Source organism: Faecalimonas umbilicata, from assembly GCF_004346095.1.
Classification (GTDB): Bacteria; Bacillota; Clostridia; order Lachnospirales; family Lachnospiraceae; genus Faecalimonas; species Faecalimonas umbilicata.
In genome coordinates, this window is the sequence record NZ_SLZV01000019.1 from 26,131 (window position 1) to 43,334 (window position 17,204).

Here is a 17,204-nt window from a genome sequence, read left to right on the forward strand (position 1 = left end):
TTTATGTCTGTGGATATTGCAATTTTCAAAAATGAGGAATTTGGTCAGGTTCGTTCGGTGATGATTGGAGATGAGCCATGGTTTGTTGGGAAAGATGTAGCTTTGGCACTTGGATATGAAAGAACAGCTGATGCAATCAGACAGCATGTTGAAGAGGAGGATAAGCTGACTCGGTGTTTTGCCGACTCAGGCCAGAACAGACAAATGTACATTATCAATGAATCTGGTTTATATGCTCTTATCTTCGGAAGTAAGCTGAAATCAGCCAAACGCTTTAAGCGCTGGGTGACATCTGAGGTTCTTCCAGCGATCAGGAGAACAGGGCGTTATGAAATGCCAAAACAAAAAGAGTTAATCAGCGCAAATGAACTGGCTGGAATCTTGAAACGCAAGCAATGCAAAGTGTGTTACCGTATTGATGGACTGATCAGAAAGCACCCAGAATATCAGAAAGACTTTGTGTCTGGGACATTTGAAAATGCTCAGGGAAGGTCCTTCCGGACATATTATTTGACAGAAGAAGGATTGCGTATATTCATCCGGCTATTAGAGGCGGATGGAACACGCAATAGCGTTAATACTGTGAGAGGAATACAGATGATTCGTTCTATGTATCCGGGAATTGTAAAAAACATGCTTACTGAAAGAAAATCAGAAGTTTTTGTGGGAACAGGCACTCTTCGGCAGCGATTCCAAAAGGCAGAAGCAGTTTTGGAGATGTTTGAACAGTATTATCTGGGAAAGGATTTTTCTGAATTTGATGAAGAAGAAAAGAATCGGTTTGATGCAGCCCTGTGTTTGCTTCACGATCAGGTGAAAGAAATTTTAAGTAAGGTAACAGAATCAGAAAGAGGCGAGAAATTATCATTTTGGTAAGTTTTGAATAGAATATTGCCCGAATGGAGAAAGTAGCATATACTGAGGGTGGAATATTAAAACGCAAGAAAAAAGGAGGTGCGATTATGGCAACTGTATTTGATGTGGCAAAATATATTTTGCATAAAATGGGACGTATTAGCACCTGGAAACTCCAGAAACTCTGTTACTATTCGCAAGCATGGCAGCTTGCATGGACTGGCAGAAGTATTTTTGAAGAGAATTTTGAAGCATGGGCAAATGGACCGGTATGTCCTGAGTTATTCTATGAACATCGGGGAATGTTTGCGGTAGGAGAAAGCGATATTTCAAGAGGAGATGCAAATAATTTATCCGATGATGAAAAAGAATCTATAGATATTATCTTGAAGGATTATGGCGAGCTGGAGCCATATACATTAAGAGAATTGTCTCACAAAGAATCTCCGTGGAAAGACGCAAGAGGTAATTTGCCGGAAGGCGCAAAATGTCAAACAGTAATTACCAAAGCGAGCATGGGAGAATATTACGGAAGTTTATAATTATGGCAAAGAAAACGAACCGTAAAGGGTCTTACTCAGCGTCTAAGAAAACGGTATCCAGTGAATCGCATAGCACTGACGGGAAGAAAGTAGTCTGGTGCTTCGATATGATAGACCGTTCTGGAAAATTTGCTTTTGACTTGGAACGAGAAGAATTTCAACATAAAGAATTTATGCAGAAGATGGTTGATTACAGCAGTATGACTTGGAGTGAAGTGAAAAGGCAAACGCATGATAATGGAAAATCCAAGCATCATTTCTTGTCTGAAGATTCATTGTCGAAAGAAGCGCTTGAAAGAATGCAATCAAGACAGCTGGGAGAGTATTCGGATTCCATATTTTCATTTGCGTTGCAGAACAAGTTGAGAATTGTAGGGATTCGGGAAGACGAACACTTCCACGTTCTCTGGTATGATCCGGAACATGAAATTTGCCCTTCCAAGAAGAAAAATACATAAAATGTTGATAATGCTTTTCGTTGTAAAAAAAGTGTTGAAAAGTGCTAAAATGTCATAAAAAACGGTACGAAGGTAACGAGCAGGTAACAAAATACCTGGAAAATGCCGTAAAATTAGGCTTTCCTGTTTCTATTCAGGAAGCAGCTGAGAACGGAAAGTTCTAAGAAACAGCAATACACAAATTTAAATAAAAGAAAATGCTATATTGGGATAATTTCCGGCATAGCATTTTCTTTTTTTATATTTAATTTTTCTATAACTGGTATAAGGAGCAGGCAGGATTTATAAAGAAGCTAAAGAAAATTTGGACTATTATACGAAATAAAGATTTTTATTATTCTGAAATTATACTTAATAAGAAAGATTGGGAAGAGTATAAAAAGTGGGTAAATGAAAAATGAGAAAATGTTGTTAAGGGAGCTTGGAAACAAACTCTCTTTTGTTTTGCCAAAGAGGCAGGAGAGGAGTTTGAGGTGTAAGGTGAGATGTTCCTTTCTACCCCCCCCCTAACGGAGGAAATGCCGGTCATGGACCGGCATGTTATGAAAAAGAAAAAGTTTTATCTATATAAAAAAGGTGTTGTCCTTTGTTTGATTACTATCATACAAAGGAAATGTGACAAAATTGTGATGAAAAAACAAGAAAATGATGAACAAATGGAAAAGAAATTTGCAATCGTGAAAAACGGTGCTAAAATGGAAGAAAAAGCAAAAGATACAATGGGAGGTGGCAGAATGCAGTATGAAGGACAAATTTGCAGGGCGCCGATGGAGCGGGGATCTTATATGCTCCCGGTCGCGGTCGGGTGCTCTTATAACGCATGTAAGTTTTGCACACTTTTTAAACATTTACAGTATCGGGAATTGCCGATTGCACAGATTGAGGAGGAATTGCAAAGAGTAAAAGGGCTGAATGGAAGGCCGAGGAGAGTGTTTCTTGGGGATGGAAATGCATTTGGAATGAAGACGGAGAGGCTTCTTAAGATTTTGAAACTGGTTCGTGAGTATTTTCCGGATGTCACGGAGGTGAATATGGATGCTACCGTGACAAATATTCAGGAGAAGAGCGATGTAGAATTGAAGAAGCTATGGGAAGCTGGAGTGCGGCATTTGTATCTTGGAATCGAGAGCGGACTTCCGGATGTGCTGGAATGGATGCATAAAGATCATACGCTGGAGGAAGCATATACAGCGATTGATAGGATTAAACGTGCGGGAATGATCTATGATGCCCATATTATGACTGGAGTTGCAGGAAGAGGCAGGGGGACAGAAAATGCAGAGAAGACGGCGGAGTTTTTAAATGTGACAAGACCGAGGCATGTAATTAATTTTTCAATGTTTTTGCATCAGGAGGCACCGTTATACCGTGACATCGAGCAGGGAAATTTTTTGCCGGCAGATGAGCTGGAAAATTTGATGGAGGAAAAATGTCTTTTGGAACATTTGCAGGTGAATGGGTTAAAGTATGATGGTTTCCATGATTTTGTACAGTTCCGTGTGAGAGGAACCTTTCCGGAGGACCGGGAGAAGATGCTTCGGAAAGTGGAAGAGGCAATTGAGAAAAATAAAAAAGAAAGGCCGGTTTTTGCAGTGATTTAAGGTGATTTTTCAGAAAAATTATGTTATACTGTATCACAAGTGAAGCGTTGCAGAGGAATTTTATCTGTGGCGATGTGACAAATAGAAAAAGGAGGCATTACAACGATGTATGCAGAATTTGATGAAAGTTTAGTAACAGGAAATGAGATGATCGATTCCCAGCACAAAGAGTTGATCGCAAAGATTAATTCACTTGTAGAGAGTTGTGAGAAAGACGGTGGAAAGGTTGCAGCGATCAAGATGTTAGATTACCTTGCGGAGTACACAGAATTTCATTTTAATGCAGAGGAAAAGCTGCAGGAGGAAATTGAATATCCGGGAATCGAGGAGCACAAAAAGCAGCATCAGGAATTATATCGTGTAGTAGACGAACTTCACGAGATGTTAGAGGAGCAGGAAGGACCGACAGAAGAGTTTGTAGAGCAGGTAAATAGAAATGTGATTCAGTGGCTTTACAAACATATCAAAGGTTTTGACCGTTCCGTAGCTGAGTATAAAAATTTAAGAAAGAGCAGTGAACTTTTGTAGGAACACAGTAATAGAAAGGATTGTAGGCATCGAAATAGTAGATGCTGCAATCCTTTTTGCTGTCTGAAAACTTATTTGAAAAACAGAAAAATATATGCTGCCACGGCGATAATGAGAAGAAACAGAATGATCATGATAGTAAGAATGACTTTGTCCTTTGTCTCGGAAACATCTTCTTCGTCCTCAATCTCAAGCATATTCCGATAATTCTCGCGAATGGTGCGCTCGGATTTTTCACGAATATGCTTTGGTGGAATATTGGAATACGTCTGCTGTTGTGACGGAAGTTTATATCTTTTTTTGCAAGTATGGCATAAGCCGTAGGAGCTGTCTTTTTTACTGATGGCAAGCTCCTTACCACAGTGTGGGCATTTCATAATGACTACCTCTCTTTGCTTTTGTTTATACGAAAATTATAACAAACTTAAATCTAATGTACAAGTTAGAAATCGGATGAAATTCAAAATAGGATATGATATGATTGGAGTACGAAAAAGTGAGGGGGCAAAGAGGATGAGAAAGAATCTGGAACGGTATTTTGCAGAGCGCAGGGAGAAGAAAAAAACAGGGAATATCCGTGTCACCTATGAGGAATTGCTTGAGCAGGCAGCGGGAAACGAAGAGAGAAAGCTCCTGGAGATCAGAACCGGGAGAGTGAGGGAGTTTCAGCAGCTTTTGGAAGCGTTTGTTCAGGAGGGAGTGTTAAGTCCGGTGAAAAGAAGTAAGAAACCAGGATATCTGGCGACGGTCTATGAACGGTATGAGATTGTCGGCAATAAAGAAAAAGTGGTGGAAGATCCGGAATATCTTGCTCTTTTGCATTCATATGTGGGCACGAAGGTGCTTGAATTTTATAAGAGAAACCGGAGAGCGTTTGAGCAGGATCGGGAAGCGATTGATATACTCTATAACTACTATTGCAGGATAGAGAAAGTATGGATGACTGCAAATGAACTTGGCTATTACCTGTTCGGGGATGAGAAAGCATTCGAACAGCCGGAGGGAGAAAAAGAGAAACAAGCGTCAGATGAGCAGGAAATGAGTACGGAAAAGGATGGTGGGGGAAGGCACAGGAAAAAGGCCGGAGCTTACACGCATCTGTTAAATCGGATGGGATTTGACATAGAGACGGATCTACATGCTTTCTATACGAAAGAGCCATTTATTTGTCAGGTGCGCCCCTCTTTTTTTGAAAAGAATATCAGGAAAATTTTGATTGTAGAAAATAAAGATACGTATTTTCGGATCAAGAACGGAATATATGGAAAGGAATATGATTGTGTGATTTACGGGGAGGGGTGGAAGATTATAAGAGCCTTTTCTCTCGCAGAAGAAACTGGTATAATGGAGACAGATACCATAGAATATTTTGGAGATATCGATCCCGAAGGGTTTGCGATTTATTATGAATTAAAAACACAGTATGCATCGTATTCGATCCGGCTGAAGATGGAGTTTTATGAGAAGATTTTAGAGGCAGTCAGAGGAAGTGAGAGAAAGCCCGGGAAAATCAGAGGGAAGATTCAGAATCGGGCGCGGGAGGTACTACCATCTGCCCTTCAGGAATTTGATACAGAGACAGCAGATTTTTTGCAGAGAATGATGTTGAAAGATCTGTGCTATATCCCGCAGGAAGCACTGATTCTTGTCGGGGAAGCAGAGGTGGAAAATACTACAAGGAGAATCAGAAGTAATGGAGTTACATAGAAATTTGCTTGAGGAGATCCGGGCGGAACAAGGGCTTCGGATGGAGAGTATGAAAAAATATTATCCATTTTTTGAGATTGTCAGTCATGATCTGAAGCAGTTTCAAAATGGAAAATACAAGTCGATTGACATAGGATATGTGTTGATGGCAGTGCTTAGAATGTTGATCGAAGAAAATAATTTTAACAATACCGGAGTAACTTATACGGACTATTTAAATTTTGTCATTCCGTTTTTGGAGAGTGAGTTTGCACTGGACTGTACACCGGAAGAGTATGCTCAGCTTGCAGGGTATGTGTTTGATAAGATAAAAAATGACGGAAAGCCGTTCTCCTATGAATTTTATGATCCAGAGGAGAAGATCCGGAAGGTTGCCAGAGTATGGCTGATGAAAAGTCATTTTCAAGAAGGAAATATTTATTATTACATTACGGAGAGTGGGATTGAATTTTATCTGAACACAAAGGAGTTCAAAGAAGAAAGCAAGATTAGTATACAGCAGCTTCTTTTGGAGAAGATGATCCGCACCCAGAACTTCAAAGGCGGTCGTGAGATTGTAAAGAGAATCTGCAATGAGGTACTCAAACTGAAAATGCAGAAGAGAGAAGTACTGCAGGTACTTGTGCATGATTTGAAAAACGGACTTTCTCTCTACCGGGAATTTTTTCAGGAGAGTGTCTGCTGGTTTGATGAGGAACACGATCTGTTTATGAAAAATACGAGGCTGATTGCCGGGGCAATGTCCATGCTATCTCCGGTTGATCAGATCAAAAATAAAGAAGAGATCTTTTTGCTGGATAGCGAACTGAAGCGGGCGATGGCGATGCATTCAGAGTTATTGAGTGAGTGTATGGATTTGAGGAGAAAAGTCGACAGTATGGTGGAACAGGGGACATTAAACGCGATTCGTCCGGTTGTCTATTTCCGTCAGTTTCTTGAGACGGCCCTTAAAAAAGATGATGTGGAACAATTGAAATTGCTTGCGGAGCCCTTGTTTCAGGCGAAAAAGAAGAAGATGTTTGATCTGAAGCGGCTGGATGAAATGCTGGCATTACGCCGCGGTATGGATGAGGAACGTGAGGAGATCGAGTCAGAGGAAGAGGCGGATTATGTCTATGATGACGAACTGGAAGAACAGCGGATCAGCAGCAATTACCGGATCCTTGTGCGGGAATTGTTTGTGATGTTGAAGAAAACAGACTGTTTCACGCTGCGGGAGTGGAATGAGCAATTAGAGGTACGGTATGGACAGAAGATTTTTGCAAATGGAGATTATTATTCGTTCCTCGTCAATCTGTGCCAGAAGCATGAGATTGTAATTCGGGATGCAGTAAGACACCCGGCGACAAATTTTGAGGCAGTTTTGAAACAATATTTTGAAATAGAAGGCACCGAGGAAGAGTTGCAGATGGATTTTTGTCTGGAAACACTGACGGATGAGGAACCAGTTACTTTTCTCGAATGTTTTTCGGTGACGAACATAAGAGTGGAAAGGATGAATGGAGATGACAGAGCAGACGCTGGAAACAGGGATTGAGATTTTTGCCAGACTGATCAATCAGGAGGCAGTAAAATATCAGGGCGAACATACGAAGCTCTATGAGGCATATACGCAGAATGGAGACATATTTGATACGGTAAATAAGATTACAAAGGCGCTGAATCTGGAGATTTATGATTACCGGGGAGGGTTGTATCTGACACCGGGAGAATCGAATCATGTTTTTGGATATACGAATGAAGAACTAAAGGAGATGATCGGACTTCGGCTCAATCGGGAATTGTTCCTTTGCTACTTCATTATTTATCACATCATCACAAAATTTTATACAGATTCAGCGACTTATACTTATCAGGAGTATGTCAAGGTTCCGGAAATTGTGGAAGCAGTAGATGCTTCTTTTCAAGGGTTGGCGGAGAAAGTGGAGACGCTTGCACTGACAGAGGTGGAGGAATACAGTTTTGAGCAGATGGCGCTTGCCTGGGATTTGCCACTTCTCACCAATGAGGACAGTTCCGTGATCCGGGCAGAAAAAGGTTCCCGGGCAGGAATGGTAAAGAAGACATTTCAATTTCTGATCCGTCAAGGATTGTTTCTGGAAGTGGAGGATCGATATTATCCGACAGACCGTTTTTCGGCGCTGATCGAGAGTTATTTTGAGTCGGAGCAGAGTCGTATTTATGAGATTATGACAGGAGGTAGAGACGATGCCGCATATTAACAGAATCCGGGTAAACAACATCAAATATAACGTGGGAACTCAGTTTTATGACGACTTGTGCCTTCGGTTTCAAGGAAAAAACAGCCTTTATGATCTGGCAAATGGAGGGGGAAAGAGTGTTCTGATGCTTCTGCTTTTACAGAATCTGATCCCAAACTGTACACTGGATGACAAACAGCCGGTAGAAAAGTTGTTTCGGGGAAGCACCGGGAGCAGTGTCATCCACTCTTTGATCGAGTGGGACCTTGACAGGCCGGATCAGGAAGAGTGTGGATTTCGGTTTATGACGACTGGATTCTGTGCACGAAAGAAGGCAGATCGGATCAAAGAGGGGGAGGAGGAAGTCTCATCTTCGGCGATTGAATATTTTAACTACTGTATTTTTTATAATGAGTTTAATGATTATGATATTTTAAATCTTCCTCTTGTAAATGGAAAAGAGCGGATTACCTTTAAAGGGCTAAAAGAACTCATCAAACGGCTTCAGGCCGAATCAAACCGGAAGCTTTCAGTGAAAATTTTTGAAAATTCCAAAAGTGAATATCAAAGTTTCATTGCAGGCCATGGATTATATGAGAGTCAGTGGAACATTATCCGCGGGATCAATAAGACGGAAGGTCATGTTCGTACTTATTTTGAGAGCAATTATAGGACAAGCAGAAAAGTAGTAGAGGATCTTTTGATCGAGGAGATTATCCAAAAGGCATACCAGCTTCAGACCGGGAAGGAAAAGGATGCTGAAGAACTGGCACAGACACTGTTGGATATCCGGGAACAGATGGTAGAACTGTCAAAGAAAAAGGAGCAGATTTCTAATTACGACAGGCAGATTACGGTGATTCAAGAGTTTTTGACAAAGTTTGAACCATTGTTACAGAACTTTGAACTGTGCAGGGAAAATGAGCAGAAGACAAGCGTATTTTATCATACCCTCCTTGATGAAAGAGAGCGGATTGAGGCAGAAGCGGAGCAATTGGAGGAAGCGCTGCAGAACATGCAGGAACAACAGCAGGAAACGGAGCGAATCTTGTTGACTTTAGATCTGCAGGAACTGGAATGTCATCTTGATGAAGCCAATTATGAAAGAGAACAGAAGGAAAAGCAGAAAGAGCAGTTGAAAGAGGCAGTCGAAGAATTAAGACAGACTGTGACAGAGAAAGAGTCTGTCCAATATTTTCTTAATTACGCAAAAGCACAGTCGCGGGCACATACTATCGAGGCAGAGATGGAGCGGATGAAGCAGGGAAATGAGGAACTCTACCAGTCTTTGCTGGAGATGACTGCCCAGAAAAAAAGAAAAGATGAGCAGATTTTTGAACAGCTTAACAGGCAGAAAGATGAGGCTGAGAAAAATCGAGAGACTTCCAGAAGAGAAAAGGAAGAGGCAGATAAAAAGGAGCGGGAAAGCGATAATGCCCGTGCTGTATTAGAAAGCCGTCTTATAGAAAATGAGAAAGAGCGCACCGCTCTGCAAAAAGAAATCGGCGAGGGGATGAAAGCATTCCCATTTCTTCTCCGGGAGCAGATTAAGGATACGATCATAGAAAAAGAAAAGGAAGAGGATGCCGAGCGAGAGTCGAAGAGAACGCTGGAACAAGAGTGTGAGACGATAAAAGAACAGCTTCAGTCAGACAGGCTGATGGCTAAGGATCTGGAGCATGAGGCAAAGGAATTGCATACAAAAGAGGAGGAATGTCAGGCACAGCTGGCAATCTATGAGGAGCTGACAGAAAAAGTAGCACAGAGAATGGAAGTATATGGCGAGAAAGATGTCTACCGGTTACTGGAGTTGTTAAAGGAGAAACAGCGGGAGACGATCATTTTGCTCCATGACGGACAGAACCGTCAGTCAGAACTGCAAAAACAGCTGGGGCAGCTTCAAAAAGGAATTTTATTCCAGGTAACTCCGGAAGCAGAGCAGCTGAAAGAGTTTCTTTACCGAAAATACGGGGATGGAGTGCTTGGCACAGAGTTGTTAGAGCAGATGCAGGGGGAGAAAAAGGAAGAGGTGCTTGGTCGGATTCCATACTTGCCGTACAGCATTGTCGTCGGGCACCGGGTCTACGAGAAGATCCTTGCAGAACCAAAACCGGAAGAGTGGCAGAATGTAAGCTGGATGATTCCGGTCGTGGATCAGACATATCTGGAGCATGGACAGTTTGATGCAGGGGACGGAGTGATGTTTGCAGGAAAAGAAACTGCGTATTTTCTGGAAAAAGAGCAGCTGGAAAAAGAAATACACCGGACAGAAGAAGTATTGGATCTGGAACATAAAAAGCAGGAACAGTTGAGAGAACAACAGAAAGTGCTGACAGCGGACACAGATGGCGTGCAAGAGTATGTGACAAACTATTTCGAAAACTATGCCGGCTGGCTGGAAGAACAGCAGGAGAGAAAAGAAAAAAGAGCACAGGTGATGGAGGCACAGGAACAGTTAAAAGAGAAGGAAAAGAAACTGTGTGCAAGAGCTGCAGAGCTGGAGAGAAAGATTCCTGAAAGTGCAGCAAAGATTAAGAAACTGGCAGAGGAGATCCTGTCCTTGCAAAGGCTGGAGGACACATTTGGAAAGTCAGATCTTGTGGAAGCAAATCAAAGGGAGTGGAAGGAAAAGAAAGCAGAGCTGGAACTGGAAAAGGAAACACTTTGGAGACTGGTGCAGGCAAAAGAGCGGGAGATTTCTGAGGCAGACGGACGAATCCGGCAGATTACGGCACAGATTATGGAACGGAAGATGGGATGGGAGAGATATGCTGCCTATTATAAAGAAGAGATTCCGATCCAAGAACCGATTCCGGAACGTCTGGAGGAAGAGTTGGATGGTGCCATCGCAGCATTTGAAAAGGAAAATAAAGATGTAAGAGAAAAAAGCGAGACACTTCAGGTCATCCGGGAACAGATTACATCCTATCTGCGAGAATTAAGAATCAGAAAGGCAGATGTAAAGATGCTGGAACAGCTCTATGAGGAGCAGAAACTTGCGGAAGTGTCCGATGAAGAGATTGAGGCGCAGAAAGAACATCTGATGGAGGAAGAGAAGCTATTACAAAGATGTGAGAAAAAAGTATCGGAGCTGGTACTTGCATGTACGCGATTCCAGTCACAGGCAGATGTGATCGCCGGGCAGATCAGGGAGAGATTCTACCGAATCGAGCGGCTCCCGATTGCAGCAGGGACGATTGAGATAGAGAAGGAACGGCAGAAAGAGCTACAACAGCAGTGCAAGAGAGAACTGGCAGAATTGTTCCGGAAACAGAAGGAAACTGGAAAAGCGCAGGAAGAAATCCAGACGATGATCGGAAAGATTACATGGGTTGCAGAAGAGTATCACATCAAAGATATGTCCGTCAAGACACTTCCAGGATTTGTTATTTTAGACTGGAAAGAAACCGAGCGTCAGATCATGAGTGGATGGCAGAAGATGAAAGCGAGAAAAACAGCGGCAGAAACTGCATTTGGCAAGGCAAAGGCGTGGTGTGAAGAGACGCTGACCGGACTTGGCGCAGGAAGTTTTGCACTGCAGATGAAAGAACAGATCCCGGTTCCGCAAAGTTTTGAGGAGGCAGATAAGACGATTAAGCGGTTGGAAGAAGCATGTGTGATGATCCAAATGGGAAGAGATCAGATTGAGGAAAGCCTTCGTGATATCGAGAAGATTAAAAGTAGTTTTGAAAATCAATGTTTACAGCGGTGTAATACGATCCGCATGGAACTGGATAAGTTTCCGAAACTCAGCAGTATTATGATCGATGAGAAACTGACGCAGATCGTCCGGTTGAAGATTCCATATGTGAGAGAAGAACAGCAGCAAATGCAGATTTCCAATTATCTTGGACAAGTGATTGAAAACCTGGAAAAATACGAGACCGAGCAGGAAAAGAAAAAATATCTCATTCAAGAACTGTCGATGAAGCGGATGTTCTCGGCAATCGTCACAGATATGAACCGGATCAGTCTGGAACTTTACAAAAGAGAGCGGATCAAAGAACAGAGCCGCCACCTAAGATACGAGGAGGCAGTTGGAAGTACCGGACAGTCGCAGGGAATCTATATCCAGTTTTTGATCGCAATCATCAATTACATTGCAAGTATTCATTCCTACCATGCAAATGAGGAGTCTCTAAAGAAAGTAATCTTCATCGACAATCCATTCGGTGCGGCGAAGGATACATATATCTGGGAACCAATCTTTGCGATGCTTGCAGCAAATCGGGTGCAGCTGATCGTGCCGACAAGAGGTGCGACACCGGCGATCATCGGCAAATTTGATGTCAACTATCTGCTCGGGCAGAAGATGGTCGGACAAAAACAGCAGACCGTTATTGTAGATTATCGCAGCAAGATTGATGTAGAAGAAGCTGAGTATGTAAAAATGGAATATGAGCAGGCAACACTGTTTTAACAGAATAGATGCAGGGAAGGTGCTGCAAATGAAATAAGCGTGCAGCATCTTCATGCACAAGAGAGGAGTAGAATGTTAGATAAGAAAGAATTTCTTCAGAAATACAGAATTTCAGAGCAGGATTTTGAGGAGGCAAAGATCAGTTGGGAAGAACTGACAGCAATCTATGAGAATTACCAGTCTATGGAGACGACGCTCCGGGAGATCGGAAAAGATTTTGTAGATGAATACCTCTATGACATCCAGAAGGCGGGGATCCATTCTTACCGTTACCGAACGAAGGAACCGGGACATCTTCTGGAGAAGATCATCCGGAAACGAAGAGAAAATTTCCAGAAGTTTGACCGGATCGACCGCTGGAATTTTCACAAATATTTTACGGATTTGATCGGTATCCGCGTGTTCTTCCTCTACCGTGAGGACTGGATTCACTTTCATCAATATATCACGTCGGTATTTGAAAATGATCCTGCCCAGTATGTGGAAAATCGTCTGGAAGATTTTGATGAGGATGCGGATCACTATTATATTGCAGAGCGGCCAAAAGTGTATAAGCGGGCGGGAGACAGTCGAATTTACGATGATCAGCTGATCGAGATCCGTTCCGGGGGAATTTACCGTTCCTTGCACTATATTATCAAATATAAAGGGCATTATGTGGAGATTCAGGGAAGAACGCTCTTTGAGGAAGGGTGGAGTGAGATTGACCATGATATTGTGTATCCATATTTCAAAGATGATATTATGTTAAATGATTTCTCTACATTGCTGAACCGGCTTTCCGGGATGGCAGACGAGATGAGTTCTTATTTTCGGCGCATGAAAATGATGCGTGTTGAGGAGGAGCAGGAGAAGGAGCATGAGAGATCCGTTTAAAGTACTTGGAATTGAGCCAACTTCAGATAAAAAACAGATCAAAAAGGCGTATGCAAAACTAGCAGCGCGCTACCACCCGGAAGAATACCCGGAGAAATGGCAGGAAATCCACGAAGCATACGAAGCAGCAATACAGTTTGCTTCCGCAATCGGGGAAGATGCTTGGACAGAGGAAGAAGAGCAGAAAAAAAGTGATTCTTTCAGTGGCTTGGAGAACAGGGCAGAAGCTGATTCTATTGTTGTTTGGGAAGAAAACACAGAGCAAAAGACTGCGGTAGAAGTAAGCGCAGAAAAAGAATATATAGACAAAGATGCTGTGCCGGAAAGCGTTCCGGAGGCGATTTCCCTGGAAAAGTCAAAGGATATCGAGGAAGAGGAAACTGCTTTTGATTTTGAGTATATTCTTTCAAAACTGGAGAAAGTTCAGAAAGAAGAGCAGGACCGCATCTTGCAGGAGCTTCTAACCTTTTTGGAACCGTTAAGAGAGGAACCGGAACAGGAAGCAGTGTTGTGGAATGTATTTTTTCAGTCTGCAGTTTTTCGGGAAAATCAATTTCAGCCGGTGTTATGGGAACTTTGTGGAGGAATTTTTGCCGAACGGAATGTTTCTGAAAAGTCATTTCACATCATCTGTCGACAGATTGCGCTGACCAGACAAGAGCTGGAGGAGAAACTACAGTCCTCCGGGTATATTCCGGAACATCTGGAGCAACTGAATCAGACACTGAACAGAGTTGCGCGTGCACTGGAAGCAGCAAGGGAACTTCCTCCGACAGGGAAAAAGAAACCTCAGAAGCACAATGGAAACATCCGAAAAATGATCTATCTGCTAGTGGCAGTATTTAGTCTGCTTGCATTCCTGATTCTTCCAAGAACGAGGGAGGACAGTGAAACATGGGGTCAGCAGAGAGAAGAGCTGGCAGAAACTATGGATGCAGCAGATAAGCTGATTGAGGATACAAAGTCTGCCGAACGTGACCTTCAGCTGGCAAAAGAGGAACTGCAGAAGGAAGGGGAACAGTCGCTGTTAACGTATCTTACGGAAAAATATGCGGGTACGGAAGTTAGCGTTCCGGAATATCATGTCTATGTTTCTTCGGTTTCGGGATGGGATCATACTTACATGGGGGTAGAACTGCGAAAGAAAGGGACCGAGAAAGTGTTTGCGTGGTTATGGAAAGATGAAGATGGGGAGAAATACTTTGACACTTTGCAGGCAGAAGCGGTGGAAGCAGCCATGCAGGCGGAAGTTGTGGCAGTAACTGGAAGTGAGGAAGCATTTGTGAAAACAGAAGTGGCAGAGATCAACAGCACTTATGGGAAACTGCAGGTGCCATGGCTGGGACAGACCGGATATCATACAAAATTTGAGCAGGATCTGGAAAGCTTCTGGAAGCAGGAGAAACAGTATCGTCTGACGAAGCCGGGAAGTGATCAGATGATGGAGGCATTTGCCGGAGAAAATCAGAATACAAGATACTGTAATGACTATTTTGTATTCTGTCTGAAGGATCCCGTGGGGACAACATTGGAAAACTATGTGAATGTGATGCCGACGAGGGCAGAAGAGTTTGCCCGGTATGAGGCAGCGCTTTGGCAGCTACAAGAAAAATACAGTATAGAGCTGGAAGTGGCATTGTACCTTCCGGAAGAACGGATGCCGGTGACGATGCTTTATAAAAAAGGAAAGGTCTCTGCACTGGAAGGAATTATTGTGACGGGAACAGAAGCAGAAACAAAAAAAGAAGACGCCTATCAACTGATTGAGGAAGTCTATGAGAGAAAGGGTGGAGGAAAATGAGAACGATTGGAATTGACCTAGGGACAACGAACTGTCTGGCAGCCGTGTGGCAGAATGGGGAGAGTGTGCTGATCCCGGACAGCAGCGGGGAATATCTGACACCGAGCTTTGTGAGCGTGGATGGAGATCGGATTTATGTAGGAAAGACGGCAAAGGAGCGGATGATTGCACATCCTGATGAGACGGCAAGTGTATTTAAGCGATATATGGGGACGGACAAGCAGTTTTCCCTCGGCGGTCGACGGTTTCGTCCGGAAGAACTTTCTGCATTTTTGTTAAAGAAGATGAAAGAAGATGCGGAGGAATTTTTGCAGGAAGAAGTCGGTGAGGCAATCATCAGTGTTCCGGCATATTTTAACGATAAAGCGAGAGCTGCCACAAAGCGTGCCGGGGAGCTGGCAGGACTACGGGTAGAGCGTATCATCAACGAGCCATCTGCAGCAGCGCTTGCCTGCCAAAATATAGAACAGCGGGAAGATGCCACAATTCTTGTCTTCGATTTTGGAGGAGGAACTTTAGATGTCTCCCTTGTAGAATGTTTTGACAATGTTGTTCAGATTGAGGCGGTCAGCGGGGACAATCATCTTGGAGGAAGTGATTTTGACAGTGTGATCGCAAAATATTTCTGCGAGAAACAGAATCTGTTGTGGGATTCACTGGATGAAAAGTTAAGAGCAGTGATCATAAAAGCGGCGGAGCGATGCAAGATGGAACTGACAGCTGCGAAAGATGCAGTGATGCGGGTAAGATATGAGGAGCAGTCATGGGATCTGAGTCTGACCAGACAAGATGTAGTGCATATTGGAGCAGAGATTTTCCGAAGGATGGAGAAACCGGTGAAGCGTGTTCTGCTAGATGGAAAGGTTTCGCCAAAAGAACTGACAGAGGTTGTTCTTGTGGGCGGTTCCTGCAAAATGGAGATTGTAAGGCAGTATTTAAGCTATATTTTGGAAGGAAGAAAGATTGAGATGTGCGATCCGGACCGGATGATTGCGCGGGGGCTTGGTGTTGTCGTCGGGATCAAAGAGCGGGACGATGAAATCAAAGATATGCTTCTGACAGATATCTGTCCATTTTCGCTTGGAGTCGGCGTTCGGAATCATGATGGAAGCGACAGAGATATGATGAGCATACTAATTGAGCGGAATACTTCTCTTCCTGCCAGCAGAGAAAAACGGTACTATACTTCCCATGACAATCAGACAGAGGTTGTCGTCAATGTCTATCAGGGGGAAAATTACTACGCAGATGACAATCTGCCTCTCGGACAGATCCAATTTCATGTTCCTCCAAAAAGGGCGGGAGAGATTTATATTGATATCCGGTTTACCTATGATATCAATGGTCTTTTGGAAGTACAGTTACATACGCCGGAGACCGGTCAGAGACAGACGATGGTCATCCAAAAGGAGGATGGTTCCATGACCGAAGCTGAAAAAGAGGCGAAGTTAAAAGTGTTTGAAAAGCTGAAAATACATCCAAAAGAAAAGGAGGAAAATCAGTATCTCATAGCCAAAGGGGAGGCTCTCTATGTGCAGTCGACAGGCGCTCTGCGCGATGCTATCGGGGAGTGGCTTGGATATTTTACAAGCCTTTTAGAAGGGCAGGATGAAGGGAAGATTAGAAAACAGCGGAAAAAAGTGGAAGATGCCTTTGCACAGTTGGAACAGATACTGCAATATCAAGGAGTACCAATGGGAATGAATCCTTATACAGAAAACTGGTATGAAAGAGATCCAAAAGAAGCGGTGATTGAGGATTTTGAAGCATGGGTAGAAAGACATCGAGGGGAGTCATAAAATACGCTGTTTTTAAAGAATTCAACAAGATCATGAAGGGTGGTTTTATCTTTGTATAAGGGATTTGCAAAATTTATCCGGGGAAAAGCTTTTTCGATTCTTTTTTTGATCGTATCTTTTCTCTCTGTCGGCTATACTACGGTAAGAATAGGAGCTGTGTTGGAATGCTGTTTTGCCGTCAAAGTATACGGGGTGCTGTTTGGCATCTTTTTGTTACTTTTTGGATATATGCTTTTGTATCATACCAGTAAAAGGAAGATTAAAAAGACAAGAAGCTTTTACGAGTTATGCAGTGTGGTTTTGAGTTTTTTGCTAAATTTGGTCCTTTGTCTTCTGGCAGAGGATTTTATAGGAATGTTTCTCCATTTCTCTGATAGTAAAGTATATATTTTGGCAATCATAGTCTCTGTTTTGTT

General features: G+C 42.9%; 13 protein-coding genes. 12 read left to right on the plus strand and 1 reads right to left on the minus strand.

Features of this window, described 5'->3' with window-relative positions:
* The first annotated feature begins 3 nt into the window (after window positions 1–3).
* From EDD74_RS09595 to EDD74_RS09615, 5 genes are all read left to right on the plus strand, one after another.
* Complete coding sequence (locus tag EDD74_RS09595; RefSeq protein WP_116442371.1) at window positions 4–876, plus strand: BRO-N domain-containing protein; 873 nt, start codon at window positions 4–6, stop codon at window positions 874–876.
* Between the two features lie 86 nt (window positions 877–962).
* Window positions 963–1,397, plus strand: a complete 435-nt coding sequence (locus EDD74_RS09600) for a Panacea domain-containing protein (protein WP_116442370.1) — start codon at window positions 963–965, stop codon at window positions 1,395–1,397.
* Window positions 1,398–1,399: 2 nt separating this feature from the next.
* On the plus strand, window positions 1,400–1,855 hold the full coding sequence (locus EDD74_RS09605; RefSeq protein WP_116442369.1) for a hypothetical protein: 456 nt from the start codon (window positions 1,400–1,402) through the stop codon (window positions 1,853–1,855).
* A 734-nt stretch (window positions 1,856–2,589) separates the two neighbouring features.
* Entirely contained in the window at window positions 2,590–3,456 is an 867-nt protein-coding gene (locus EDD74_RS09610) for a radical SAM protein (RefSeq protein WP_174704865.1), read from the plus strand.
* 105 nt (window positions 3,457–3,561) lie between these two features.
* Complete coding sequence (locus EDD74_RS09615) at window positions 3,562–3,984, plus strand: bacteriohemerythrin (RefSeq protein ID WP_008975135.1); 423 nt, start codon at window positions 3,562–3,564, stop codon at window positions 3,982–3,984.
* Window positions 3,985–4,055: 71 nt separating this feature from the next.
* Here EDD74_RS09615 and EDD74_RS09620 read toward each other — a convergent pair whose 3' ends face one another.
* Complete coding sequence (locus tag EDD74_RS09620; protein WP_008975136.1) at window positions 4,056–4,361, minus strand: hypothetical protein; 306 nt, start codon at window positions 4,359–4,361, stop codon at window positions 4,056–4,058.
* A 136-nt stretch (window positions 4,362–4,497) separates the two neighbouring features.
* Between EDD74_RS09620 and EDD74_RS09625 the strand changes: the two genes are divergently transcribed.
* From EDD74_RS09625 to EDD74_RS09655, 7 genes are all read left to right on the plus strand, one after another.
* Window positions 4,498–5,691, plus strand: coding sequence for a Wadjet anti-phage system protein JetD domain-containing protein (locus EDD74_RS09625; protein WP_242990197.1), 1,194 nt, complete (start codon window positions 4,498–4,500; stop codon window positions 5,689–5,691).
* On the plus strand, window positions 5,678–7,228 hold the full coding sequence (locus EDD74_RS09630) for a hypothetical protein (RefSeq protein ID WP_116442366.1): 1,551 nt from the start codon (window positions 5,678–5,680) through the stop codon (window positions 7,226–7,228). Before EDD74_RS09625 ends, EDD74_RS09630 begins: the two co-directional genes overlap by 14 nt.
* The gene (locus tag EDD74_RS09635; protein WP_008975139.1) at window positions 7,197–7,913 is read left to right on the plus strand and encodes a DUF6063 family protein; all 717 of its coding nucleotides are present in this window, start codon (window positions 7,197–7,199) and stop codon (window positions 7,911–7,913) included. The genes EDD74_RS09630 and EDD74_RS09635 overlap by 32 nt, the downstream gene beginning before the upstream one ends.
* Complete coding sequence (locus tag EDD74_RS09640; RefSeq protein ID WP_116442365.1) at window positions 7,900–12,312, plus strand: coiled-coil domain-containing protein; 4,413 nt, start codon at window positions 7,900–7,902, stop codon at window positions 12,310–12,312. The genes EDD74_RS09635 and EDD74_RS09640 overlap by 14 nt, the downstream gene beginning before the upstream one ends.
* Before the next feature lie 72 nt (window positions 12,313–12,384).
* Window positions 12,385–13,188 (plus strand): RelA/SpoT domain-containing protein, encoded by an 804-nt coding sequence (locus EDD74_RS09645; RefSeq protein ID WP_008975141.1) that lies wholly within the window; start codon window positions 12,385–12,387, stop codon window positions 13,186–13,188.
* Window positions 13,172–14,989, plus strand: a complete 1,818-nt coding sequence (locus EDD74_RS09650; RefSeq protein WP_116442364.1) for a J domain-containing protein — start codon at window positions 13,172–13,174, stop codon at window positions 14,987–14,989. Before EDD74_RS09645 ends, EDD74_RS09650 begins: the two co-directional genes overlap by 17 nt.
* Window positions 14,986–16,788: a molecular chaperone HscC gene (locus EDD74_RS09655; protein WP_116442363.1), complete on the plus strand. Its 1,803-nt coding sequence runs from the start codon at window positions 14,986–14,988 to the stop codon at window positions 16,786–16,788. Before EDD74_RS09650 ends, EDD74_RS09655 begins: the two co-directional genes overlap by 4 nt.
* Window positions 16,789–17,204 lie beyond the last annotated feature (416 nt).